This is a genomic window from Okibacterium sp. AC114, from assembly GCF_979253355.1.
Window position 1 is genome coordinate 109,797 of the sequence record NZ_CEEDBR010000001.1, and the last position, 22,674, is coordinate 132,470.

Annotated in this window: 29 protein-coding genes; 19 read left to right on the forward strand and 10 right to left on the reverse strand. The window is 64.7% G+C overall.

What is annotated here, in order from left to right:
* Window positions 1-46: 46 nt before the first annotated feature.
* Window positions 47-532 carry a MarR family winged helix-turn-helix transcriptional regulator gene (locus ACZ6IE_RS00540; protein WP_464606198.1) on the reverse strand — a complete coding sequence of 162 codons (486 nt, stop codon included), beginning with the start codon at window positions 530-532 and terminating at the stop codon, window positions 47-49.
* A 36-nt stretch (window positions 533-568) separates the two neighbouring features.
* Between ACZ6IE_RS00540 and ACZ6IE_RS00545 the strand changes: the two genes are divergently transcribed.
* Window positions 569-1,366: an NAD-dependent epimerase/dehydratase family protein gene (locus tag ACZ6IE_RS00545; RefSeq protein ID WP_464606200.1), complete on the forward strand. Its 798-nt coding sequence runs from the start codon at window positions 569-571 to the stop codon at window positions 1,364-1,366.
* A gap of 57 nt (window positions 1,367-1,423) precedes the next feature.
* Here ACZ6IE_RS00545 and ACZ6IE_RS00550 read toward each other — a convergent pair whose 3' ends face one another.
* Window positions 1,424-2,329 carry a helix-turn-helix transcriptional regulator gene (locus ACZ6IE_RS00550; RefSeq protein WP_464606202.1) on the reverse strand — a complete coding sequence of 302 codons (906 nt, stop codon included), beginning with the start codon at window positions 2,327-2,329 and terminating at the stop codon, window positions 1,424-1,426.
* 148 nt (window positions 2,330-2,477) lie between these two features.
* Here ACZ6IE_RS00550 and ACZ6IE_RS00555 point away from each other — a divergent pair, with 148 nt between their 5' ends.
* The 4 genes from ACZ6IE_RS00555 to ACZ6IE_RS00570 all read left to right on the forward strand — a co-directional run bounded on the left by ACZ6IE_RS00555 (window position 2,478) and on the right by ACZ6IE_RS00570 (window position 5,531).
* Window positions 2,478-3,137 (forward strand): NAD(P)-binding oxidoreductase, encoded by a 660-nt coding sequence (locus ACZ6IE_RS00555; RefSeq protein WP_464606204.1) that lies wholly within the window; start codon window positions 2,478-2,480, stop codon window positions 3,135-3,137.
* 44 nt (window positions 3,138-3,181) lie between these two features.
* Entirely contained in the window at window positions 3,182-3,583 is a 402-nt protein-coding gene (locus ACZ6IE_RS00560) for a RidA family protein (protein ID WP_464606206.1), read from the forward strand.
* Between the two features lie 74 nt (window positions 3,584-3,657).
* Window positions 3,658-4,401 (forward strand): SDR family oxidoreductase, encoded by a 744-nt coding sequence (locus ACZ6IE_RS00565; RefSeq protein ID WP_464606208.1) that lies wholly within the window; start codon window positions 3,658-3,660, stop codon window positions 4,399-4,401.
* A 38-nt stretch (window positions 4,402-4,439) separates the two neighbouring features.
* The gene (locus tag ACZ6IE_RS00570) at window positions 4,440-5,531 is read left to right on the forward strand and encodes an NADH:flavin oxidoreductase/NADH oxidase (protein ID WP_464606210.1); all 1,092 of its coding nucleotides are present in this window, start codon (window positions 4,440-4,442) and stop codon (window positions 5,529-5,531) included.
* A gap of 389 nt (window positions 5,532-5,920) precedes the next feature.
* Here the strand turns inward: ACZ6IE_RS00570 and ACZ6IE_RS00575 are convergent, their stop codons facing one another.
* Window positions 5,921-6,265 carry a MerR family transcriptional regulator gene (locus tag ACZ6IE_RS00575; RefSeq protein ID WP_464606212.1) on the reverse strand — a complete coding sequence of 115 codons (345 nt, stop codon included), beginning with the start codon at window positions 6,263-6,265 and terminating at the stop codon, window positions 5,921-5,923.
* A gap of 55 nt (window positions 6,266-6,320) precedes the next feature.
* Here ACZ6IE_RS00575 and ACZ6IE_RS00580 point away from each other — a divergent pair, with 55 nt between their 5' ends.
* Entirely contained in the window at window positions 6,321-7,262 is a 942-nt protein-coding gene (locus tag ACZ6IE_RS00580; protein WP_464606214.1) for an SDR family NAD(P)-dependent oxidoreductase, read from the forward strand.
* 126 nt (window positions 7,263-7,388) lie between these two features.
* Window positions 7,389-7,631 (forward strand): hypothetical protein, encoded by a 243-nt coding sequence (locus tag ACZ6IE_RS00585; RefSeq protein ID WP_464606216.1) that lies wholly within the window; start codon window positions 7,389-7,391, stop codon window positions 7,629-7,631.
* 151 nt (window positions 7,632-7,782) lie between these two features.
* On the opposite strand, the gene ACZ6IE_RS00590 is transcribed toward ACZ6IE_RS00585, so the two are convergent.
* Window positions 7,783-8,721 (reverse strand): AraC family transcriptional regulator, encoded by a 939-nt coding sequence (locus ACZ6IE_RS00590; protein WP_464606218.1) that lies wholly within the window; start codon window positions 8,719-8,721, stop codon window positions 7,783-7,785.
* Between the two features lie 81 nt (window positions 8,722-8,802).
* Here ACZ6IE_RS00590 and ACZ6IE_RS00595 point away from each other — a divergent pair, with 81 nt between their 5' ends.
* Complete coding sequence (locus ACZ6IE_RS00595; RefSeq protein ID WP_464606220.1) at window positions 8,803-9,609, forward strand: SDR family oxidoreductase; 807 nt, start codon at window positions 8,803-8,805, stop codon at window positions 9,607-9,609.
* Window positions 9,606-10,025: an anthrone oxygenase family protein gene (locus tag ACZ6IE_RS00600; RefSeq protein WP_464606222.1), complete on the forward strand. Its 420-nt coding sequence runs from the start codon at window positions 9,606-9,608 to the stop codon at window positions 10,023-10,025. Before ACZ6IE_RS00595 ends, ACZ6IE_RS00600 begins: the two co-directional genes overlap by 4 nt.
* A 459-nt stretch (window positions 10,026-10,484) precedes the next feature.
* Here the strand turns inward: ACZ6IE_RS00600 and ACZ6IE_RS00605 are convergent, their stop codons facing one another.
* Both ACZ6IE_RS00605 and ACZ6IE_RS00610 read right to left on the reverse strand, forming a co-directional pair.
* Window positions 10,485-10,625: a hypothetical protein gene (locus ACZ6IE_RS00605; RefSeq protein WP_464606224.1), complete on the reverse strand. Its 141-nt coding sequence runs from the start codon at window positions 10,623-10,625 to the stop codon at window positions 10,485-10,487.
* 439 nt (window positions 10,626-11,064) lie between these two features.
* The gene (locus ACZ6IE_RS00610; protein WP_464606226.1) at window positions 11,065-11,697 is read right to left on the reverse strand and encodes a TetR/AcrR family transcriptional regulator; all 633 of its coding nucleotides are present in this window, start codon (window positions 11,695-11,697) and stop codon (window positions 11,065-11,067) included.
* An 87-nt stretch (window positions 11,698-11,784) separates the two neighbouring features.
* Between ACZ6IE_RS00610 and ACZ6IE_RS00615 the strand changes: the two genes are divergently transcribed.
* The 4 genes from ACZ6IE_RS00615 to ACZ6IE_RS00630 all read left to right on the forward strand — a co-directional run bounded on the left by ACZ6IE_RS00615 (window position 11,785) and on the right by ACZ6IE_RS00630 (window position 14,851).
* Window positions 11,785-12,927 (forward strand): FAD-dependent monooxygenase, encoded by a 1,143-nt coding sequence (locus ACZ6IE_RS00615; protein WP_464606228.1) that lies wholly within the window; start codon window positions 11,785-11,787, stop codon window positions 12,925-12,927.
* A 209-nt stretch (window positions 12,928-13,136) separates the two neighbouring features.
* Entirely contained in the window at window positions 13,137-14,006 is an 870-nt protein-coding gene (locus ACZ6IE_RS00620; RefSeq protein WP_464606230.1) for an RCC1 domain-containing protein, read from the forward strand.
* 42 nt (window positions 14,007-14,048) lie between these two features.
* Window positions 14,049-14,468, forward strand: a complete 420-nt coding sequence (locus ACZ6IE_RS00625) for an NUDIX domain-containing protein (RefSeq protein WP_464606232.1) — start codon at window positions 14,049-14,051, stop codon at window positions 14,466-14,468.
* A gap of 62 nt (window positions 14,469-14,530) precedes the next feature.
* On the forward strand, window positions 14,531-14,851 hold the full coding sequence (locus tag ACZ6IE_RS00630; RefSeq protein ID WP_464606234.1) for a hypothetical protein: 321 nt from the start codon (window positions 14,531-14,533) through the stop codon (window positions 14,849-14,851).
* 142 nt (window positions 14,852-14,993) lie between these two features.
* On the opposite strand, the gene ACZ6IE_RS00635 is transcribed toward ACZ6IE_RS00630, so the two are convergent.
* A complete protein-coding gene (locus ACZ6IE_RS00635) occupies window positions 14,994-15,692 on the reverse strand; it encodes a hypothetical protein (protein WP_464606236.1) in 699 nt (232 codons plus the stop codon).
* A 161-nt stretch (window positions 15,693-15,853) separates the two neighbouring features.
* On the opposite strand from ACZ6IE_RS00635, the gene ACZ6IE_RS00640 reads away from it, so the two are divergent.
* Window positions 15,854-16,516, forward strand: coding sequence for a hypothetical protein (locus ACZ6IE_RS00640; RefSeq protein ID WP_464606238.1), 663 nt, complete (start codon window positions 15,854-15,856; stop codon window positions 16,514-16,516).
* Between the two features lie 242 nt (window positions 16,517-16,758).
* A complete protein-coding gene (locus tag ACZ6IE_RS00645; RefSeq protein WP_464606240.1) occupies window positions 16,759-17,187 on the forward strand; it encodes a hypothetical protein in 429 nt (142 codons plus the stop codon).
* An 805-nt stretch (window positions 17,188-17,992) separates the two neighbouring features.
* Here the strand turns inward: ACZ6IE_RS00645 and ACZ6IE_RS00650 are convergent.
* Entirely contained in the window at window positions 17,993-18,556 is a 564-nt protein-coding gene (locus tag ACZ6IE_RS00650) for a GIY-YIG nuclease family protein (protein ID WP_464606242.1), read from the reverse strand.
* Between the two features lie 134 nt (window positions 18,557-18,690).
* Here ACZ6IE_RS00650 and ACZ6IE_RS00655 point away from each other — a divergent pair, with 134 nt between their 5' ends.
* Window positions 18,691-19,377: a YitT family protein gene (locus ACZ6IE_RS00655; protein WP_464606244.1), complete on the forward strand. Its 687-nt coding sequence runs from the start codon at window positions 18,691-18,693 to the stop codon at window positions 19,375-19,377.
* Window positions 19,378-19,385: 8 nt separating this feature from the next.
* Here the strand turns inward: ACZ6IE_RS00655 and ACZ6IE_RS00660 are convergent, their stop codons facing one another.
* A complete protein-coding gene (locus ACZ6IE_RS00660) occupies window positions 19,386-20,336 on the reverse strand; it encodes a class I SAM-dependent methyltransferase (protein ID WP_464606246.1) in 951 nt (316 codons plus the stop codon).
* Window positions 20,337-20,383: 47 nt separating this feature from the next.
* Between ACZ6IE_RS00660 and ACZ6IE_RS00665 the strand changes: the two genes are divergently transcribed.
* The gene (locus ACZ6IE_RS00665; RefSeq protein ID WP_202969378.1) at window positions 20,384-20,968 is read left to right on the forward strand and encodes a helix-turn-helix domain-containing protein; all 585 of its coding nucleotides are present in this window, start codon (window positions 20,384-20,386) and stop codon (window positions 20,966-20,968) included.
* A 5-nt stretch (window positions 20,969-20,973) separates the two neighbouring features.
* On the opposite strand, the gene soxR is transcribed toward ACZ6IE_RS00665, so the two are convergent.
* Entirely contained in the window at window positions 20,974-21,420 is a 447-nt protein-coding gene (gene soxR, locus ACZ6IE_RS00670; protein ID WP_079726467.1) for a redox-sensitive transcriptional activator SoxR, read from the reverse strand.
* 58 nt (window positions 21,421-21,478) lie between these two features.
* Here soxR and ACZ6IE_RS00675 point away from each other — a divergent pair, with 58 nt between their 5' ends.
* The gene (locus ACZ6IE_RS00675) at window positions 21,479-21,988 is read left to right on the forward strand and encodes a flavin reductase family protein (protein ID WP_079726468.1); all 510 of its coding nucleotides are present in this window, start codon (window positions 21,479-21,481) and stop codon (window positions 21,986-21,988) included.
* Window positions 21,989-22,027: 39 nt separating this feature from the next.
* The gene (locus tag ACZ6IE_RS00680; RefSeq protein WP_079726469.1) at window positions 22,028-22,660 is read left to right on the forward strand and encodes a superoxide dismutase; all 633 of its coding nucleotides are present in this window, start codon (window positions 22,028-22,030) and stop codon (window positions 22,658-22,660) included.
* Window positions 22,661-22,674 lie beyond the last annotated feature (14 nt).

Here is a 22,674-nt window from a genome sequence, read left to right on the forward strand (position 1 = left end):
AGGGGCCGGAATCGACGACGTCAATGGGGCGAGTTCGAGTGCCGAATCATTCCCCTGGAGGGTGCGGGTTTTCGGCCAGGGAGTGCAACGAACGGGCGGCGACGGTCTGCTCCATTCCCGTGCCTGCGATCAACGCGCCGAGGACGCGAATCGTTTCGCTGATGTCGGCGCCCCTGAGTTGCGCATGGACCCACGTTCTGAATTCAGCTTTTGCAAGCGTTGCCTGATGTGCAAGTTCCCGGCCTCGAGCTGTGCAGGTGATGTCGATCCTCCGCCGGTCCGCGTGATTCTCCGTGCGTTCAAGCAGGCCTGCCGAGACCAGCCGGTCGACAAGTCTGCTGGGATGACCGCCTTCAAACAGGACCAGATTGCCGAGTTCACCGAGTGACAGTGGGCCTTGGAGTGCGAGTAACTGAAGCACTTCGGCCTGGCTGGGAGTAATACCAAGAGGGCGAAGAAGCTCACTCTGTCTCCGGTCGGCCTCCCGGGAAACGGCTTTGGTGAGCAGCCCGAGGCGTTCAATGTCATCCACATTGTCTATTCTAACAAAAGATGTATGCTGCGTCACATGATGACACAGCATACGAATGGTTCGCGGATTGTAGTTACCGGTGCAAACAGTCGTTCCGGGCGAGTTCTTCTCTCGGCACTCGGAGGGGCGGCTACGGCGCTTGTGCGTCACAACACCGGTGTCCAGGCCTCGACGGTGATCGAAGACTGGACTGCTTCAGACGCTGCACGCGAAGCGCTGGCAGGAGCGGACATCGTCGTCCACTTGGCCAGCAACTTTGGGGCTCCTAGCTTCGAGGACTATCTGGAGGGCACGGTTGCAACGACTCGGATCGTCGTGCAAACGGTGCAACCTGGTACGCCGATCGTGTACCTCTCTCAGTTAGGCGCTGACCGCAGTTCTGACAACTGGTACGAGCGCGCTAAAGGTCTGGCAGAGGACGTTCTATCCGAAGCCTCTTCGACGATATTCCGTATCAGTGCGATTGTCGGCGGGCGCGATAACCCGCAACCCTTTGACCACATGGTGCGAGGCGCTGAAGCTGGCCAACCCGTACCTATCCCCGGAGATGGAACGCAACTATTTCGACCCATTCATATCGATGACGTTGTTGCTGCCATCGTGTCGGCGTGTCGAAACGGTGGGCCGAGTGGCACGTTCGATCTCGTGGGGCCTGACACACGATCGATGCAGGGCTGGGTCGATCTCGCAAACGGCACGCCGACGGCGACCATCACACGCACAGATTTACCGCCAGAGATTGACGACCTTCTCTCGCATCCTTCTGCCGTCGGAGACCCGGCTGCGTTCATGGAAGCATTCCCCACGATTGCGCTGACGCCTTGGCGTCCGTAGCGATCAGCGTGGGCGTGGTCTCAACGATCCGCGGCCCGCGAAATGAACGGGCCGGCGTTAACCGCTGTATGTCGGCGGAAACTGCTCGATCGTCGAGAGCGATGCATCTTCTGCCGTCCACTGGTCGAGAATCCTCAGAGCGTTGTCCGACGGCGATCCGGCTGCAGCGCTGTAGACGTGGAGCGTTTGGCCGGGGCTTCCGGGCAGCTCAAGGGTCTCGTAATCCAAATCAAGCCGACCCGCCACAGGGTGGGCGAACATCTTCCGTCCGTATGTGCATTCGAACACGTGGTGCTCGCTCCACACTCTCCTGAATTCCTCACTCTTCACGGACAAGAGGCCGACGATCGAGGCGAGCTCGGGATCGTCCGGCGATGAGGCTGCGTCCCGGCGTAGAAGAGCCGCATTGTCGGCGGCGACGGCTTGCCAGTCGACGTACCGGTGCCGCGCATCCGGGTCGAGGAACGTCCACACTGCGAGGTTGCGATACGCCGGCGGGCGATCGTCGAGATCGAAGAACAGTGCCTTCGCGAGATTGTTCATCGCGAGGATCGCGGTTCCACGCCCCATGATGAAAGCGGGGGAGCGGTCGAGGTTTTCGAGAAGTCGCCGCGCACCCGGTCGCACACGCTGTGGCGCGCTATCGGCGACCCGGATGGCGACCGGATGTGGTTGCACCAGGGCGAGGAGGTAGTCCCGCTCGGTGTCGTTGAGACGAAGAGCGGACGCGATCGCGGAAAGAACCGACGTCGAGGGCTGTTTTGTGCGGCCCTGCTCGAGCTTGGCGTAGTAGTCGGCGCTGACACCTGCCAGGCGGGCGACTTCCTCGCGACGGAGCCCAGCGACGCGTCGCGCTGAAGGAACGGCATCGTCGCGTCCGTTGTCGTCGATCCCGACCTCTGCCGGGGTAATGCGTGCGCGCGAAGACCGGAGGAAATCGCCGAGTTCGCTGTTCCGTGTCATCTTCCTATTCTCTCGCCGGCCGGGGCGATCCCGGAAGCGAAGGTAGTCCTCTGAGACCTAGGCAGCACAGACCCTGCTCGAACCCGTTTTCGGGCCGCAGACGCTGTTGAGTAGTGACAACACGAACGTCCAGACAGAAGGGGTTCCCATGAAGATTTTCCAGATCGGCGCCGGCGGCAATGTCGGTAGGAGGCTCACCCAGCTGCTCACGAGCCGGGGCGACACGGTCAGCGGCATGCATCGCGCCCCCGACCAGGCAGACGCGATCAGAGAGGCGGGTGCCACACCGGTGAGCGGCGACCTCATCGACACGTCGGTCGACGAGCTCGCAAACCTCATGAATGGCCATGACGCCGTGGTCTTCTCGGCGGGAGCCCACGGGACCGGCCGGGACAAAACCACCCTCATCGACGGGAAAGGGTTGGAGAAAGCCGCCGCCGCCGCTCGCCAAGCGGGCGCGCGCCGCTTCATCCTCGTCTCCGCGTTCCCCGAATCCGAACGCGGCGGAGAGCTCGGAGACGACTTCGAGCACTACATGCGGGTGAAGAAGACCGCCGACGTCTACCTGACCCGCACCGACCTGGACTGGGTCATCGTCCGCCCGGGCCTGCTCCGTGACGACTTGGGTATCGGTCTCGTGACGGCTGGCCCCGCCGTCGAGTACGGCTCGGTGTCCCGCGATAACGTCGCCGCGTTCATCGCCGCCACCCTGCATGAACCCGCCCTGAGCCGCCAGATCGTCGAGCTCACCGACGGCGACCAGCCAGTCGACCAGGTAGTTGCCCAACTCGCGGCAGCTCGCCCCTGAATTCGTTCCACCAACTCCTTCCATCGCAGCCAGAAAGGCACATCATGACCACCATCGACAGCTTCAGCCACGACGTCACCGGCGAAAAAGAATTCGGATTCGCCCAGGCCATCAAGGTGGGCGACACCATCTACATCTCCGGCCAGCTTTCCCATGACGAGCACGGCGAATTCCTCCACGCCGACGACCTCTCCGGCCAGTTCGCGCAGGTGTGGGCGAACCTCGACAAGGTTCTCGCCCACTACGGCATCACCCGCAACCAGATCGTCCAAGACGGTGTCTTCGTGGTCGATCTGCCCGCGAACGCCGCAACCGTCGCCGCCGAGCACCTCGCCTACTTCGGCGACCACCGCCCCACCAGCACGACCGTCGGCGTCGCAGCGTTGTTCTTCCCTGGCCAGTTGTTGGAGATCAACTTCATCGTCAACACCACCCTCCCCGCCTAAAGCGGCACTGCCCCATCCGGCCGGCGCACACATCACGGGCGCCGGCCCCTCACTTTCCGGAAGAGAAACACCCCATGAACCACCTTGACGGCAAAATCGTTCTCATCACCGGCGCCTCAGCCGGCATCGGCGCGGCAAGCGCCCGCGCCCTCGCTGAACGCGGCGCCACCATCGTCGCCCTCGGGCAGAACCAAGAACGCCTCGACGACGTCGTGAACTCCATCACTCAGAGCGGCGGCACCGCAACGGGGCACGTCGTCGACGTCACCGACCTCGACGCGCTGCGCGCCGTCGCGGAACAGACCGCATCTACCCACGGCACGATCGACGTCCTCATCAACAACGCCGGCCTCATGCTGTTCTCCTACTGGAGTGATCTCGCCGTCGCCGACTGGAACAAAATGATCGACGTCAACATCAAGGGATACCTCAACGGCATAGCCGCAGTTCTCCCGACCATGCGCGCCCAAGGCTCCGGCCAGATCCTCAACATGGATTCGGTCGCCGGCCATCAGGTAGATGCCGCAGCAGGTGTCTACAGTGCCACGAAGTTCTTCATCCAGGCGGCCACCGAATCGATGCGCAAAGATCTCGGCGTCAACCACAACATCCGTGTCAACACCGTCAGCCCCGGAGTGATCAACACGGGTTGGGCCGACAAGGTCACCGACCCCGAAGGGCGGAAGGCCGCCCAAACCCTCAACGAGATCGCGATCAGCCCCGACGATGTCGCGCGGGCCGTGGTCTACGCACTCGACCAGCCCGAGAACGTCACCATCAATGACCTGGTGATCTCTCCCACCCGCCAGAACTGGTAAACCCGCCACCTCTTCCCGCACGACCCAGAAAGCACGGCATGACCACCCCCTTCACGCCCCTGAAACTCCGCACCCTCGAAATCCCCAACCGGCTCTGGATGTCCCCGATGTGCATGTACTCGGCCGACGCGACCGGCCCCGCAACAGGCAGCCCCACCGACTTTCATCTCGCGCACTACACGGCCCGTGCGGCGGGCGGCGCGGGGCTCGTCATGATCGAGGCGACGGGTGTCCGACCCGACGGCCGGATCTCCCCCTACGACCTCGGACTGTGGAACGACCACCAGAGCAACGCCTTCGCACGGCTCGCCCGCTCGATCACTGCTGCAGGGTCAATCCCCGGCGTGCAGCTCGCTCACGCTGGCCGAAAGGCCTCGGTCGACAAGCCTTGGCTCGGCGGCGAGCCGATGACCGCAGAACGGAACGGTTGGCCGACAATCTCACCAAGCGGCGACGCCTACCCCGGCTACCTGCCTCCCGCCGAAATGAGCGAAGACGACATCCGCGATGTCATCCGAGCCTTCACCGACTCAGCGCGTCGAGCCCTCGACGCCGGCTTCGAGGTCGTCGAAGTCCACGCCGCCCACGGTTATCTGCTCCACTCCTTCCTGTCGCCAGCGTCGAACAAGCGCGCCGACAACTACGGCGGGTCATTTGAGAACCGCGTTCGGTTCCCGCTAGAGGTCATCGATGCGGTGCGCGAAGTGTGGCCGGACGAGCTGCCCGTGTTCCTCCGCGTCTCGACAACCGACTGGATCGAGGAAGACCCCTCGGTTGATCGAGCGGGGTGGACCGTCGATGAGACCGTCCGGTTCTCTCGACTCGCACTCGAGCACGGCATCGATCTGATCGACTGCTCCAGCGGCGGACTGGAGCCCGTCCCAATCCCGCGAAACCGCGATTACCAGACCCGGTACGCGGCGCGTGTCCGCGCCGAGATCGACGCCCCCGTCGCGGCGGTCGGGCGAATCACCGACCCCCACTGGGCGGCGGAACTGATCGGCGACGAAACCGTCGATGCGATCTTCCTGGGGCGCGCGCTGCTCAGAGACCCCTCGTGGGTCAATGCGGCCGCGGCGTCGACGGGCGAGCGGCCCCGATTCGTCGAGCAGTACGACTACGCGCTCTGACCAAAGCATCACCGAGCGGTCTCGGTGGGATCCTTATCGAGTCGTACTCGAGGGAGGCGGGGCGGTCGAGTTGGCCGCAGCAAAGACCACTTGCGTGATGAGTCCGCCACGCGGGCGCGCCGTCATGATGAGTTCTGCCTTGTGAGCATCGACAATGCTCGAAACGATTGCGAGCCCGAGGCCACTTTCGGACCTACGGCTGGTGCGTTCCTCCAGCCGTGTGGATGGTTGCGTCAACAAAGTCAGGTCGTCGAGGTCCACCCGTGTCCACCCGCATGTGAACCCATCGACGGCAATGTCGACAACGAGCAGCTGTAGGTGTCCAATAGCCATCGGCTAACGGCCGGCCTTGTCTCTGTTCGCTGCGTCGGTTGCGCTGGGCGGGCAGGTTAGGCGTTTGCGGTGAGATACGAGGTCAGCGAAGCGTCGATCTTGTCGAAGCGAGCGGCGCGCGTGCGCACGTCGTCTCTCAAGGTGGCGACCTGGCGCAAGAGGTCTGGGCATGCCGCTTCTGACCGCTCCCCGACGGTGCAGGGCAGGATGTCTTTCACCAGTGAAGAGGGCATCCCGATATCGAGGAGCGAGCGGATGGTCTCGACCACCGCGACGGCGTTCGGCGCGTACTCGCGGTAGCCGTTCGACTGGCGCTCCGCGGTGAGGAGGCCCTGCTCCTCGTAGTACCGCAGGGCGCGAGGGGTCGCACCTGTCTTGCTGCTCAGTTCACCGATTCGCATGGTGCTCTCCCTGGCTCTTGACCTTAACGCTGACGTCACACTTTACGCTCCGAATATGACCCCGCTCACGCATCCGGCCCGCACCCGTCTGACCAACCCCCTCGCCTTCGCACCTGATCTCGCTGGACGGCGCGCAGTCGTGACAGGCGGGTCGAGCGGGCTGGGCCTTGTCACCACTCAGGCGCTCATTCGTCTCGGCGCCGAAGTCGTGATCGGAGCCCGCGACACAGTTCGGGCCGAGCGTGTGCGGGACCACCTGGTCGAGGAGCTGAACCTGCCGGCCGGCCGTCTGACCGTCGCGCCACTCGATCTCATCGACCCGCACTCGGTCCGCGAATTCGCCTCCGCCGTGGGGGACTCGGCCCTCGATCTGCTCGTGCTCAACGCCGGGATCAGCAGTGTCCCCCTCCGCCACGACCACCACGGCATCGAGAGCCAGTTCGCGACCAACCACCTTGGTCACTTCGCCCTCGCGGGGCATCTGCTCCCAGCCCTCGCCGTAGGGCCGGCGTCTCGGATCGTCACGGTGTCTTCCGCGCTCTATACGGGAGCAAAGCTCGACCTCGACGATCTCTCGAACCGCAGCGCCTACTCGCCCGGACGGGCCTACAGTCGCTCGAAACTGGCGAACGTGATCTTCGCCGTCGAGCTGGAGCGACGTCTCGCCGCCCGTGGCAGCACGACGAGGAGCTTCGCCGCGCACCCCGGCATGGCACGCACACCCCTCCACGCGACCTACCCGTCCGCAGCAACACGGGTCCTCACCAGTGTCATCGCGCGGGCCATCGGCCGCGACCCCGAGCCAGCCGACATCGGAATTCTGACCGCGGCCCTGCACGCAGATGCCACCCCCGCACTGTTCTGGGGTCCGACCGGCTCGAAGACCGCCCCGGATGCACTCGGGCAGCCGTTCGCCGCGGTAGCCTCCGACCCCGCGGCAGCAGCAGCCCTGTGGTCGAAGTCGGAGCAACTCTCAGGTGTCGCATATCTGAGCTGAAGACGCAGCCCACCGCCGTGAGCTGCTGCGGGTCTCCTTTCCGATAAGGGAAAAAAGTGCAGAGAGGACGGCCCTAGCCGACCGGCTTGAATGCAACGCGGATGAACGCGTTATTACCATCGGAGGGTGTTCAACGTAGGTCAGCGCACCGCCGTGGAGGGCGCGTTCGCTCTCGCCGGTTACGAAGGGGCGATTCGAACGCTGCCTGTCAGCAGCGAGGACGAGCGCATATTCGTGCTTGGGCGAGATGACTTGGGACGGCTTCGCAACATCCGGACGCTGGAGCAGATCGTCGGCCAACTGCTCGGGCGCAAGGTCGCAATCATCGATGTGGGGCCCGATTCCCCTGCATCTGTCCCGTTCACGTAGTGTCCGGTAGCGGATCGTTTACCGGACCCTTACAGCGTGAAACGCCGATGTGCCATACCGCGGCAGAAGGTCCGGCGTGAGACTACGGATGCGTAGTACCCACCCCGCGCTGCTCCCCGGCTGATCTGACGGCCGCAGTAGGCCGATTGGCTTAGCCCGCCGTGTGAAGAAGCGGGCGATGGCGGCGAAATTCGGACGGTGTCGCGCCGATATGGCGCTTGAATGCGGTGCTGAAAGCGTAGGCATTGCGATATCCCACCTCGTGGGCGATCTCGGCGATCGGAGTGTCTGCGGCGCGCAGCAAATCGCGAGCGAGCGTCAAGCGCCAGCGCGTGAGGTAGGTCATGGGCGCCTCGCCGACGCCCGAACGAAAGCGCGCCGCGAGTGAAGCGCGAGAGGTGTTCACCCGCCGTGCCAGATGTTCGACGGTCCAGGGTGCCGCCGGTTCGGCGTGAAGGACGTCGAGCGCGCGCACGACGATCGGGTCGTGACAGGTGAGCCAGGTGGGCCTTCCACTGTGTGCCTCGTCGGCGATCCAGCTGCGAATGGTGCGCACGACCAAGACATCCAACAGCCGATCGATCACGACCTGGGCCGCCGCGTCGCCGTTCGCCATCTCGCGCCCGAGCAATTCGAGCAGGATGCCGTCAGCCCTCTCGCGGCGCACGACAGCCAGGCGGGGCAAGGCTCGGGAGACGAGGCCGCCGGCGTCATCGGTGCGTTCGTACGTGCCGATGAGGAGGGACGTCTCGCCCTCTGACGCGTTGCCCCAGCGCCGGACGCCGTGTCGGAGTTCTTCGACGAGATCTCGCCCGTCGAGGGTGGTGCAGTGCTGCCCGGGTCCGATGTCGATTGTTGGTGCGCTGGCGGCCTCGTCGGAGACGACATAGGGTTCGGGGCCGCTCACCAATGCCACATCGCCGGTCTCGAGGAGCTCGCCGTCGATGCGCGCCCGCCCCCGCGTGACCGCCACGACGGTGAGCGCGGCGCGGTCGCGCACATGCACGCCCCACGGGGCATTCATGTGCATCGACAGGGCGAATGCGCCGACGGCTCGCGGCCCGTCGAGGAAGTGGGTGAGCGGATCCATGGTCACCACACTAGACGCTCACAAAGGAATGCTGGGGTCTAGCTCATTCCGCGTCTGGCACCGAGCCGATGTACTAGCGACATGACTACTCTCATCCTCGGCGGGGCCGGGCGCTCCGGTTCGCGTATCCATAACCGTCTGATCCGGCTAGGGGTGCCGACGCGCCTGGTCTCGCGGCGAACCGGCTTCGACTGGGATAGCCCGGCGACGTGGTCGCATGCTCTGCGTGGCGCGTCGGCCGCCTTTGTCTGTTTCACCCCTGATCTGGCCTTCCCGGGTGTGCCTGAGAAAATGGAAGCCCTTGGCTCGCTAGCGGCTCGGGAAGGGCTGCAGCGCCTCGTCCTCCTGTCCGGGCGAGGGGAGGAGGGTGCTCGTGCGAGCGAAGCGGCCCTGCGTCGGTCGGGCGTGCCGACGACGGTTCTTCGGTGTTCGTGGTTCCAGCAGAACTTCTCCGAGCACTTCCTCACGGGGCCGGTTCGCCGAGGTCGGCTGAGATTGCCGGCCCCCGATGTGCCCGAAGCATTCGTGGACCTCGACGATGTGGCCGACGCGGCTGTCGTCACATTGACGCGGCCCCACCCGGGCAATGACACCTACGAGCTCTCGGGGCCGGAACTGCTGACCTTTGCCGAAGCCGCCGAAATTCTGTCTGAAGCGCGGCAAAGCACCGTGACTTTCGAATCGGTCGATGTGGAATCGTTTGTCGCCGACCTCGCCCTCGACGGGGTGCCCGGATCAGAGGCCGAGCCGCTCGCCTACTTATTCACCGACATTCTCGACGGACGCAATGCCTCCCTCGTGCACGGGGTCCAAGAGGTGCTCGAACGCCAACCCTCTTCCCTGCGAACGTTCGCACGCCGCGCGGCGGCGGCCGGGGCCTGGTCGTGATCTACACGGTTGCCGTTGTCGGAGCGGGTCTGCTCGGCGGAGTGTATGCGGCCTTCTCCACCATGGTCGTGCCGGGGCTACGGCGGCTCGATGATCGAGCGGCGACGGCGGCGATGGTTCGCATCAATGCGCAGGCGGAGCGGGGGCCGTTCATCGTCCTCTTCGGCATCGCCGCACTGGCAGCGGCCGGTGTACTGGTGAACGCCGTGCCGCGGGGCGCAGTGAGCGAGATCGCCGTCGCGGGAGCATCCCTCGCGAGCACCGTGCTCACGGTGGCCGTCAACGTGCCCCTCAATCGACGCCTCGAGAAAGATGGTTCCGCGTTTTGGCCAATGTACGCCCGTCGCTGGACGGCCGCGAACACCGTGCGCGCTGTTGGCGCAACGGCCGCGGTGATCGTCGCGGCGATGCGCTAGGTGTCAACCATCCTGGGAACAATTGAGTGGGAGGCCAGTCCGACAGCAGCCTGCGTTCGCTAGATCCTGTCCGATAGGGGATGGTAGGCCGGACGTCGTTTTCGTGAAACACCCGCGGGCGGGGCTCGTCCTGTTCGGTTTCAAGAGTCGTACCCGACGATGCCTGCTCGGTGGGTGAATATCACCGCTTGGACGCGGTCACGGAGACCGAATTCATTACGCCCCACACTGTGTCGTTTCCGGTCGCGACCCGCACGGCTCCGTTGATGGAAAGCCCCGCTAAGCACGAGCACGATGCTCCCGACAACCCGGGAAGTAACTCTCTCCATCCGCCCACCTTACTGAGCGGCGACAGCCGTCAGTCTAGGAGGCGCGGGGTGCTCACCTTTATGGGCGGCGTACTCGAGTGGCGAATGGGCCTATCGCTTGCATCCCGAACGGAACAGAGCTGATGAACGCCTAGGAACGCGACTCTGAGCCCGAACTGTTTTCGGTCACGCCGTCCATTTCGCGAAGCTTCTTCAACTTCGCCCAGGGGTAAACGGCGATCCAAACAATTGAGGCGATCGACGCGCCCATGATCATCGAGGGGATATCCATGAATCCCACGGTACTCCAACGTTCTGACGGCTTGCATGTTCCGTGATCAGTGTCCGCGGCACGCTGATCAGATGGTGAGCGCGAACGTCCGATAGGGGATGGTTGGCCGGACGTCGTTTTCGTGAAACACCCGCGGGGCGGGGATCGTCCGGGTCTGTTTCAAGAGTTGTACGCGACGAGGCCAGCCCGGTGAGTGAATATCACAGCGGCGATGGTTGCCCACCATTGAGAACTCTGCGTCTGCACAAACCGGTCGCAACGTGTTTTTCGAAGACCATCCCATCAGGCCAGAAACAATGAGGCCCCGACCCCGTCAAATCTCGATGTTTCGTACCACGACACGAGTGCCGTTGTCCGGCCGCCTGTTGAGGGGCTGGAACAGACGCCGCCGTCCTACTCCTCAGAAATATCTAGCCAAGGTTCACGTAGTGCGTCCGGTTCAGCGGGTCAGGCAGGTGAGGAAAACCTGAGCGAGGTGGTCGAGTGCGTCGGCTGCCTCCTTTTTCATTCGCGAAACGACCTCATCTGGGGCGACGTGGTCGATGATTGCCTGCCCTGTGGCGTCAGTGATGGTTTGAACAACCGAGATGAGCGCGGCGGCATGTGCTCGGGCGATGATGCCCGAGATGTGCGGGTCCGTCTCGCGCAAAGCCGCGGCCAGTCGCTCCGTCTGTTGTTCGCGGAGCTCGAGCGCGAAGCGGCGCAAGGTGCCACTCTGCAGACAAAGGGCCGGGAACTCGCCCAGAGCGAGGTGGGGAGATTCCTCGGCGTAGAGGTCTATTGCGAATACTAGTAACGGCCGGAGCGCGTCTGCGGGACTCTGGTCGGGGGCTCGCTCACGAACAGCTTGGGCATACATATTGCGGTATTCGTCCGCGCGGTCGAGCACGAGGTCCGGCTTGGTGGGGAAGTAGTTGTAGATGGTCTGGTCGGACACGTCTGCGGCTCGGGCGACATCCGACATGGACACCGAGTCATAGCCGCGCTCGGCGAAGAGTGCCGCCGCCGTGTCGGCAATGTGCTCCCGTTGCTGCAATTTCTTGCGCTCGCGTAGTCCCAGCTTTGTTTCCACCTCCCGAGATTAGCAAAATTGGTGTTGCTTACACAAAGTTATGGTTACTCTAAACTTTGAATACCTCAACAAAGAAAAGACGGACACATGACTACATCACGCGACACCCACGCCTCGGGGAAGCTCCGAGCGCTTGTTTCCGGCGCAGGTTTTGCCGGGCTGACAACGGCCTTCTGGTTGCACCGGCTCGGCTATGAGGTCACCATCGTGGAGCGTTCGGCCGGGTTGAAGAAGGGCGGAACCCCCGTGGACATCAAGGATGACACGATCAGAATTGCTGAACGAATGGGCATCCTCGACGCCATCCGAGAGAAAAGCCTCCCCCCGCGGGTGACCGAGTTCACGAACCTCTCGGGCGGAACGGACGTGCGCTTGGAGCCCCATCCTGCTGGAGAGGATGGTCCCGAAGACGCCTACGAAATCCCCCGAGACGATCTCCTCGAGATCCTGTTCGCGACGGTCGAACGCGACGTGGAAATGAGATTCCGCGAATCGATCACGGCATTGACCGACATCCCGGAAGGCGTGCGGGCTTCCTTCGAGCACGGTGCCGACGACAGCTTCGACATCGTCCTGGGGTGTGATGGAAACCACTCCAACGTCCGCAAACTCCGTTTCGGCCCCGAAGCGGACTTCAGCACCTTCCTCCATAACTACTTCACCGTCGCTATCGTCGACGAGACGCTCATCCCCCAGAACACCACCCGCATCCTCAGCACGCCGGGCCGAACACTGATGCTGAATGCCTATCAGGACAAGACCGATATCTGCTTCCTTTTCCACTCGGATGAGGAGCTCACGTATGACTACCGGGACGCGCAGCAGCAGAAGGACATTGTCCGAGCAACATTCGCCGGTCTGGGCTCGGACTTCACCGCCTTCCTCGAACGGGCCGAAAGTGCTGACAACTTCTACTTCGACAAGCTCAGCCAAACCAAGATGCCGCACTGGACCGATGGGCGCGTGGCTCTGGTGGGTGATGCCGGCTACTGCGCCTCCCCGGCTGCGGGCATGGGTGGGTCTCTTGCGATCATCGGCGCGACTGCCCTTCATGACGCTTTCGAAACGACGGGCGGCGATATCGACGCGGCGTTCGCGGAATACGAATCACGCCTGCGCCCCGTCGTTGAGGAGATCCAGGCGGTCGCCGTCGACTTCGGATTGGCTTCCTTCTTCCCCGAAACGGAGGAAGCGATCCGCGCCCGAAATGTGGCCATTACCGGCCACTGAATGACGGCCCCGCGGTAGTCGCGATAATTCCTGAATCTGGCCCCTGCTGAACGGCTGTCCGATAGGGGATCGTCCAGCGGACACTTTTCACGTGAAATCAGCCTTGCCGCTTAGTTTTCGCTCTGCGGCCGGCGACCCGTTCAATCGACGCTTTGCCCTCACGTCATCTTTGGCATCACGCAGTGCTGACCCTTTGAGAGGATGCAGAGATGACCGGAGATAACGCGATGGACCAGGCTCGGGCACGTATTGCGGCGGGCCGGCGGCACTCCGTCGCGGTGGCGTCAGGGGGAGTGGTTCTGACGGCCGGCCGGGGGTCATCGGGAGAGCGCGACGTGGCGGGGTGGGGCGACATCGTCGCCGTGGCGGCCGGCAACGTACACACGGCCCCTAACACAGGGCGCTCCCATACGGTCGGTCTGCGTGGTGACGGCACGGTGGTCGCCGTCGGGTGGAACTCGGACGGACAGTGCGACACCGACGGGTGGACCGATGTCGTGAATGTCGCGGCCGGCTGGCGGCGCACCGTGGCTGTGCGTGCCGACGGAACGGCTGTGGCAGCCGGTCGGCAGAGTGAAGGCGCGAACGCCATCGGCGATTGGAGTGATCTGGTCGCCATCAGTGCGGGGGACTGGCATACCGCCGCGATTCGCGGCGATGGGACGGCCGTCGCCGTCGGCAACGGCCGTCGAGGGCAATGCGCAGTCGACGGATGGCGCGGGCTGCGGGCGATCAGCGCCGGTTACCTCCATACGGTTGGTCTCACTCGCGACCATCGGGTGCTTGCCGTCGGCGATCGGATGGCGGGAATCTCGGACGTCACTGCGTGGCGGGATGTAGTCGCGGTCTCTGCGGGCAGTGCTCACACGGTCGCGGTTCTGGAAACGGGTCGCGTGCGCGCGGCGGGGGACAACAGACGAGGTCAGTGTGACGTGGCCGCATGGACCGAGGTCGTGGCCGTGGCGGCAGGGTCGACGCATACCCTCGGTCTTCGCTCGGATGGATCGGTGCTCGCCACCGGGAACAACGACGATGGACAATGCGATGTCGCGGGGTGGCACGCGGCAAGCATGATGTGATCGGGGCTGGTCGCTCGGACAACGCGGGCGGTAAGACGAGGCATGATGGGAGGCGTGACTCCTCCCCGGCATGACGTGGTGTGCGCGGTGCTTGTTCGCGACGGCAAAGTATTCCTGGTGCACAGGTCGCCGACGAAAGAGTGGTACCCGTCGGTGTGGGATCTTCCGGGCGGGCATGTCGAGTCCGGGGAAAGTGGCGTAGAAGCGGTGAGGCGGGAGATGCGGGAGGAATTGGGTGTGATCGTCGCGCCTGGTACTGAGCCTGACGCGCGCATCCGACGCCCCGACATGGACCTAAGGATGTGGCTCATCCACGAGTGGGAGGGTGAGCCGGCAAATGTGAGTTCCGAGGAACATGACGCTGTGGGTTGGTTCACCGCCGATGAAACCCGATCGCTCGAGTTGGCTAGCGAGGAGTACCGTGCTGTGTTCGCGCGGCTAGGCGTCGGCCTGGCAAAGTAGATTGCAGGAATGAGCTGGGGAACCGCGTCATCCGTTCGACCAGGCTGGGCACGGTCGCTCTCGTGTTGGCGGTAGTGGGCGCCGTCGGGTCTTGTGCCTCATCGGTGTTCGCGGGCTTGAACCTCGGGCCGCTGGAAGTGCGTTCGAACACCGGTCTCACCGATGAGGAGCAGGTCCTGCTGCTTGCCGTGTTCATCGTGATGGGGTCTCAGCTGGTGTGGGTCGGCGTGGCATTGTGGGGTGCGATCCAGGGGATTGTCGCAACGGTTCAGCGCCGTGGCCGAAGGAGCGGCATCGCCGCTGTTGTGGTGGGTTTCGCGGCACCGCTGGTGTCCTTCGTGCTCTGGCTTGTACTCGTTCTGGCGACGTCACCGATCGGCTAGCGGCCGCGCGTGCTCGGTATCCGAACCGGGATGCAGTTGTGAACGAATTTCTTGTGGAAAAGGGCGCTTCGAATCACCAGATGCCGGCCCTAAAAGTGAGGGCCGGCATCTTGTGCGGCGCGTCTTCGCCTGTGACCACTTGTTATGGCGCGGTGAAGGTTCCTCCGCAGAGGGTCGTTGTAGCGCACTGTGCACGGAACTGGGTCGTCGCCGCGACGTTGCCCCAGGGGACGGACGTGGTCCGCGGGCTGCCATCCGACGCTGACCCGAGGTTGTACCAGGACGACCACGTGCCGAATTCGCTTCCGTTGTACCCCCGGTAGTAGCCCAGACCACTCCCGGCGTTTACCTGCGACGTCTCGGGGAGCACATTGAAGTTGTAACCGGCGCGCGCCGTTTCATCGAAGCCGATAAGGCTTCCCCCGTTGTAAACGGTAGACCAGCCGGTCGAAGTCGCTGAATAAGCACCTGTTGCGAGAGGCGAAACGGCTCCACGCGCCAACTCAGCCATGGCCGGGGCATCCGCCCCTCGCGCTTGAAGGAGTCGACGTTCTGTGACGGCGGATTTCAGATCTGCTTCGGAGATGCCTCCGGGAAGGGTGCCGTCGGACTCCGGGATGACGACGATCGTATCGTCGTCGATACTTCCGGTTGGATAGAACGTGCCAGCCGACGTGGACGTCGCTGTCGTTGGGTCGACCACGATGTATCCTGCTTCGTCAGCTGCAGTCGTTGCGTCCGACTGCTTTTCGGCACCGTAGCTTGCCTGTGACGTGCCGACGGCCAAGCCCGTGACAAGAAGGGCTGCTGCGGCGACGCCTGTTTTGCGATGGGGTTTCATGACAGTCTCCTCATTGAGTTCCGTATGTTTTTCCTCGCCAGCACGCTAACTTCTGCTTCTCGATAAATGCAACCGTCACGCTTCTGAGCAGAACGTCAAGGACTTCTGAAGCATCCAGGATGGGGTGCGGAGTGTTGATTCATGCCCATAAACTGGGCGCCATGTCGGACAAGAAAGAACATGCACGTCGTTCGGGGGATGCGCGGCAGACGCTTTTGATCGGAGGTGTTCTACTTCTCGCATCCGTCCTGATTGGGGTCGTTGCGCAGCAAGTAGTTTTCGCGGTTCCTGGAATCACGATTCTGGGCGCGCTGGTCTTCGCGGGGGCCCTGGTCGTTTTCGCGCTCGGGATCCGCGGTCAGGGGAGCGTCGTAGGGCGCCGCCGTCTGGGGGTATCCGCTCTCGTGGCGGTCGCGTTGTGGTCCGTCATGGCTCGGGTGGTCTATTTCGTCATCGGTCAGCAACAAACTCCGGGTGCCGAGATCACCGTTTTCGTTTACGTGGACATGGCTGTGCGGTTCAGCCTCATGGCGGTCGCTGTTGCACAAGTAGCGCGGGCTCGTGTGGTCCCGCATCCTTGGAACTTGGCTCCCATGTGGGCGTTCGTTGCCATCACTGTTCCTGAGGTTCTGATCGCGATCCTCGGGGTGAGTATTGTTGCCGGCGCTGCGGGACAGAGTGCCTATCTCGCCGCGGCTGCGCTGAGCTCCTTAGCCCAGTTGGCCGCCCCCACCTTCCTGGGTGTCCTCGCTATTGTCTTAGCGACGCGCCCACCACGCGCACAAACCGTACCGATTTACTCCTCGCAGCGCGATGAGCCGTAGGTAACACGCGCCGCTCTGTCAAGACTCTAGACAACCGCTTCCGAGCGCTCGAAGCTATCCGGGTCAAAAAAGGGGGCAGCATTGCGCGCGATTCAGATGTCAGGCCTGGCGCGACGGGTCATCGAAGCCGGCCGGCATGTGGACCGAGAAGGACGAGCCACGTGAATCGGGAGGTGAGGAATGAGCCGGACGTCCTCGTCCTGCCCGTGCCCCATGGAGGATGGCGAGTAAGCATGCGAGCCGTGAGAGAGGTCGATGCGGTCGGCATACTCGGATTCGTGCAGTCGGTTGATGGGGGCTTCGAAACGCTCGCGTTGAGCCATCCGGAAGATCACCCGCTCTTCAACACTTTCGACGAGGCGCTGCGGTACCTCGTCGAGGATGGCGTCGATCACCTTCCCGTTCACGACGAAGCAGGTGAGCGGTCAGGGGCTGACAAGCGGTCAACCTCACAGGAGGCCATGGCGAACGACGTCACGGTGACCACCGAGGCGGGAGAACGCATCGCGTTGATTTTCGACGAACCTCGGGGCAGAGGCCCATCCGTGTTTTTTCGGGGGCTCACGAAGCGATTGCCGCGAATTTCTGGACCATATGAATCCGTCGATGTTGCCATCCGCGCCTGCAGGCGGTGGTACGAAGCGTCGCAATCTAGCGCAACAGGGCGGTGAGTAAAGCCCGTTCTGCGACGGATACCCGAGCTCCGGCGGTGTCACCGCCGAGATCTGCCCCGTATGGCGTCAGCGGCGTTTCGCCGCATGCGCGGCTGCGAAGCGATGCTGGTAGGCCGCATAGGCATCGGCGTGCGCGCGGAGAACCTCAGGCCCAGCGTCAGGTCCAAGTTCTCGGGGGCTCAGAAACGGCTCGCCCAGCGGAAGATCTATCGGGTAGCCGAATGCGTCTCGAGAGTTCACGGATATAGGGTACGCGCGTCTCTCGCCTTACTACGGTGAATGTGCTCGCGGATCACGCAGCTACCTACGGCCGGTATCCCGAGCGCGCCGAATCGATCTGAGTTTGAACTCGCCGGAGTTCTTCTGCGAACCGTGGATCGGCATCGGCGACTTTATTAGCGCGACGTCCAGTGCTGTTCTTCCGGCCTAGTACCGAGAACATCGTGATGATCACGGCGGCGACAACGATCGTGCCCACAACACAAGCTGCGATAACCAAGTGCACCGGGGCCCCTTCTCTCGACGTGTCAAGGATAGATGGGGCTGGGCCCGCAAGCAATGGAGCGGATTGCGATTGGTGTCCGAGGCGACACGAGGGCTTTGCGCGGCCGGCGTCGCGGATTTTCCTGGTCATCATGCGCTGGCGTCCGATAGGGGATCGTTGACCGGACGCCATTCTCGGGGTGTGAGGTCCGCGGACTGGCGTGTCCGTATCACCCGTCCACTGGTCTGTTCCGCAAGGGGGCATGTATCGATACAGAGAAACAAGCGCCCCTGCTCGGCAGGTCGCCGTGACTCCCTGTCAGCCGCGCAGGGCGAGCTGTTCGCTGCGCCAGAGCGCGTAGAGCTGCCACGGGTCGTCGACGCCCCGGCGCAGAGTGTCGATGTGGGCCAGGAGCTCGTCGTGGGCCGCGAACCATTCCGAGCGACCCAGGCGGTGGGCCGCGAACTGCGCGTGGCGTCGCTGTTCGAGCGACCGGTTGCCGCGCTCGAAGGCGAGCAGCTCGTCGTGTCGGATGGCGGCGAGCCGATGCCGCGGTGTGGCCGACGTGCCGATCTTGATCTGGTCTCGAAAGCGCACGTAGTAGACGACATCGACGCGCACGGCGACGACATCGGCCTGGTCGACGACGGCGCCGACCCGCCACTCGCAGATCGCGCACATCCACCCAGAGGGGTAGCGGACGCCGAGGCGTGAACCGCACGCGAGGCAGGGTGACGGCAGTAGGTCGGTCACACCCGCGTCGCCGGCCACCCAGTCGTGGGCAACCAGTAGGTGGTCGTGGCACAGGTCGAGCGGCGCGCCCGGCGCGACGGGCTCGCCGCACGCGAGGCCCGTCGAGAGCGGGATGACGCAACCGTCCATGCCCGAAGGCTACGCGCCACGGCCGACATCCGTGCCCGGCTATTGCGCGGGCGGGGCCTGTCCGGACGGGGGACTCGCGATGACCCGATCACCCCGCGTGCTTCGGCGGCCCCCGCTGGCTATAACGTTGCAGGGTGCAACCCGACAGCAACGCGAGCGATCCTCGCCAGCCGCTGGCCCCCCGCCGGCCCCGAACCCCGCGCACCTCTCGCCCACCCCGCGAGCGCCAGGTCAAACACAGCCGCCTCGAAGACGCCTTCGGTCTCTTCACGGGGGCCTTCGTCGTCTCCTTCGGCCTCTTCCTGCTGAAGGCGTCCGGCGCCGTGACCGGTGGAACCGCCGGACTCGCCCTCCTCCTCAGCTATTCGACGCCCGTCTCGTTCAGCATCTGGTTCGTGCTCGTGAACGCGCCGTTCATCGCCCTCGCGTTCTGGAAGAAGGGCGTCGTCTTCACGGTGCGCACCATCATCGCCGTGGTCATCGTGTCGTTGCTGGCCTACCTGCATCCCACCCAGCTGGATGTCTCGAGCATCGGCCCCGTCTATGGCACGCTCACCGGCAACCTGCTCGTCGGCATCGGCCTGCTCATCATCTTCCGCCACCGCGCCAGCCTGGGTGGCATCAACATCGTCGCGCTGCTCGTGCAAGACAAGACGGGCTTCAAGGCCGGCTACGTGCAGATGATCTTCGACGTCATCATCGTGGCTTCGGCCTTCGCCGTCGTCTCGCCGCTGACCGTGCTGCTGTCGGCGCTGGGCGCGGTGCTGCTCAACCTGGTCCTCGCGATCAACCACCGGCCCGACCGCTACATCGGGCACTAGCGCTTCGACTACGGTCGGCGGGCGAGCCAGAGGCTGCGCGTGCCACTGACGGTGAGGTCGCCTCGGTTGAGCAGGCTGTGGGGGCCGTCCTCGGCGAGCAGGATGTCGAGGGTGTCTCGGTCCTCCGGGTTCAGGCCCGGCCACGCGGCGTCGCGCAGTCGCAGCAACGACGTGCGCGCGTAGCGGGCGAGAACCGAGGCGCGCTCGCCGGACGTCGGGCCGGAAGCGAAGCGGGCGAGGGCCTGCGGGGACGGTGCGATCTCGAAACGGTGACGCGCGACATCCGCGAATCCGGCGCGCACGAGGGCGTCGGTCCAGTCGGGGTGCAGGTTCATGGGGGCGCGGGCCGGCGCGACGGCGGCGTGGATGCGTGCTTCGAGCCCGGGGGTGCCGAGGCCCAGGTCGTCGGGCAGCACGAAGGGCCGCGTGTCCATCTCGACGACTGCGAGTAGGCCGCCGGGCGCCAGAGCCGCGAGGATGTTTTCGAACACACGGTCGGGGTCTGCCACCTCGTGCAGCGACAATGACGCCCACGCCACATCGAACGGTTCGAAGGCGGGCCACACGTCGTCGAGGTCGGCCCGCACGGTGTGAACGCGCTCGGGGATGCCGCGGAAGAACGCCTTGCTGCGCACCAGGTCGAGCATCTGCTCGGAGCGGTCGAGCGCGTAGACGTCGGCGCGCGGAAAACGCTCGGCGAGGGCCATCGTGCCCGTCCCCGTGCCGGCGCCGAGGTCGAGAACCCGGCGCGTGCGCTGCCCGTCGCGTGCCGAGCGCACGGCGTTCGTGATCGCGAACAGTGCCTCGTGCAGAACCTCGGCGTCGAGATCAAGGAGCGGCGCGATACCTGCGTGCTCGTGGCCGTGGCCGTGGCCGCCGCCGAGAGGTCTGGCCTCCTGCTCGGCCTGCTCGGCGTCGGCGGGAACCTGTTGCGTGCTGCGGGCGTGTGGCTGCGTCATCCCTCAACCGTAGACGCCACATGCGCCAACGACATAGACTCTTGCGCATGAAGCAAGAAGAGCCCGACCTCGACGCCGTCATCCGCCAACGCATCCGGGCCCTGCGGGTGGCGCGCGGGTGGTCGCTCGACACGCTCGCGGCCCGCTGCTTCCTGAGCCCCTCCACGCTGAGCCGCATCGAGACGGGTCACCGCCGCATCGCGCTCGACCAGCTCGTGCCCATCGCGCGCGCCCTCGAGACCACGCTCGATCTGCTCGTCGAAACCGAAGACGAGGATGTCGTCATCCGCCCCCAGCGCAACGAGATGCGCGGCCGCACCGTGTGGACGCTCGCCAAGGAGCGCGCCCCGCACAACATGACGGTCGCCAAGATGCTCATCGAGGAGCGCCTGGCGCCGCGTGACTCCGAGGAGTTCGCGTCGCAGGGCGGCGTGCACCCGGGGCGCGACTGGTTCATGGTGTTGTCGGGCACGTTGCACCTGCGTTTGGGGGAGCGCGACATCCTGGTAGAGGCAGGGTCGGCGGCGGAATTCTCGTGCATGACGCCGCACGCCGTCGGCGCCCACAACGGCCCCGTCGAGATCCTGTCGATCTTCACGCAGGAGGGTGAACGCGCGCACCTCGACGACTGAGTCGCTTATTCGCCCAGTCGGTGCGCCCCCGCGCCCAGCTGCCCGAGCGCGTCGTCGGGGTTGAGCAGCCCACACGCCTTCATCGACAGGCACCCGCAGCCGATGCATCCGGTCAGTTCGCGCTCGAGTCGCTCGATGCCCAGCCGCCGCTCTTCGAGCTGCTTCTTCCACCGCAGGGATGCGCGTTGCCAATCCTCTTGGCTCGGCGTCTCGTCGTGCGGCAACGCCTCGAACGCCGACTGCACATCGCTGAGCGGAATGCCGAGGCGTTTCGCCACCGAGATGAGCGACACTCGCCTGATCATGTGCCGCGGGTAGCGCCGCTGATTGCCGACGGTGCGGCGCGACGCGATGAGCCCGAGATCTTCGTAGAAGCGCAGCGCGGAGGCGGCCACCCCGGTGCGCCGACACATCTCGGCGACCGTGAGCAGTTCTTCGGATGCCTGTGACATCGCCTCACCTTTCGCCAGCCCTTGACCTCAACCATACTTGAGGTTTTAGAGTGAGGACATGCACGAAACCGAATCGTTGGCCTCCCAGGCGGCCACGGCCCAATCCTTCAAGAACGCCTTCCGCGAGCATCCGGCTGGCGTGGCCGTTATTACCGCCATCACGCCAGAGGGTCCCGTCGGCCTGACGGCGTCGAGCGTCGCCTCGGTGGCCGTCGACCCGCCCGCGCTCTCGTTCTCGGTCACGCGCGCCACCGGTTCGGCCGGCGCGCTCCTCTCGGCCGACACCTACGTCGTGCACCTCCTCGGCACGCAGCACATCGACGTGGCCGAGGCGTTCGCCCGCTCGGGCGCCCCCCGCTTCACGCCCGAACAGGGTTTCACCACCCTGCCGACGGGCGAGCCGCTCCTCGCCGATGCCCGCCAAGCCCTGCGCTGCCGCACCATCCAGGTCGTCCCCGTCGGCAGCTCGCTGCTCGTCGTCGCCGAAGTGCTCGACGTCATAACGGGCCCCGCATCCGAACCGCTCGTCTACCATGACCGCCGGTTCCTGCGTCTCAGTCACGACTGATCAGCCTCCCTCCATCCCACAACAGAAAGAGAACATCGGATGCCCAGCTACACCCTGCCCGACCTGCCCTACGACTACTCGGCCCTCGCCCCGCACATCTCCGCGCAGATCATGGAGTTGCACCACTCGAAGCACCACCAGACCTACGTGACGGGCGCCAACACGGCCCTCGAGCAGCTGGCCGAGGCCCGCGACTCGGGCAACCTCGCGGCCGTCAACAAGCTCGAAAAGGACCTCGCCTTCAACCTGGGCGGTCACATCAACCACAGCGTGTTCTGGCAGAACCTGTCGCCCGAGGGCGGCGGCGAGCCCACGGGTGACCTCGCCGAGACCATCGGCGCCAACTTCGGCTCGTTCGAGAAGTTCCAGGCCCACTTCACGGCCACGGCGCTCGGCGTTCAGGGCTCCGGCTGGTCGGTGCTCGGCTGGGACAGCATCGGCGCGCGTCCCGTCATCTTCCAGCTCTTCGACCAGCAGGGCAACGTGCCCGTCGGCATCACGCCGCTGCTGCAGCTCGACGTGTGGGAGCACGCCTACTACCTCGACTACCAGAACGTGCGCGCCGACTACGTGAAGGCGTTCTGGAACATCGTCAACTGGGCGGATGTCGAGGCGCGCCTCACCCGCGCCCGCACCGCGACGAACGGGCTCATCGTTCCGTCGGCCGTCTAGCTGACCCCGCCGCG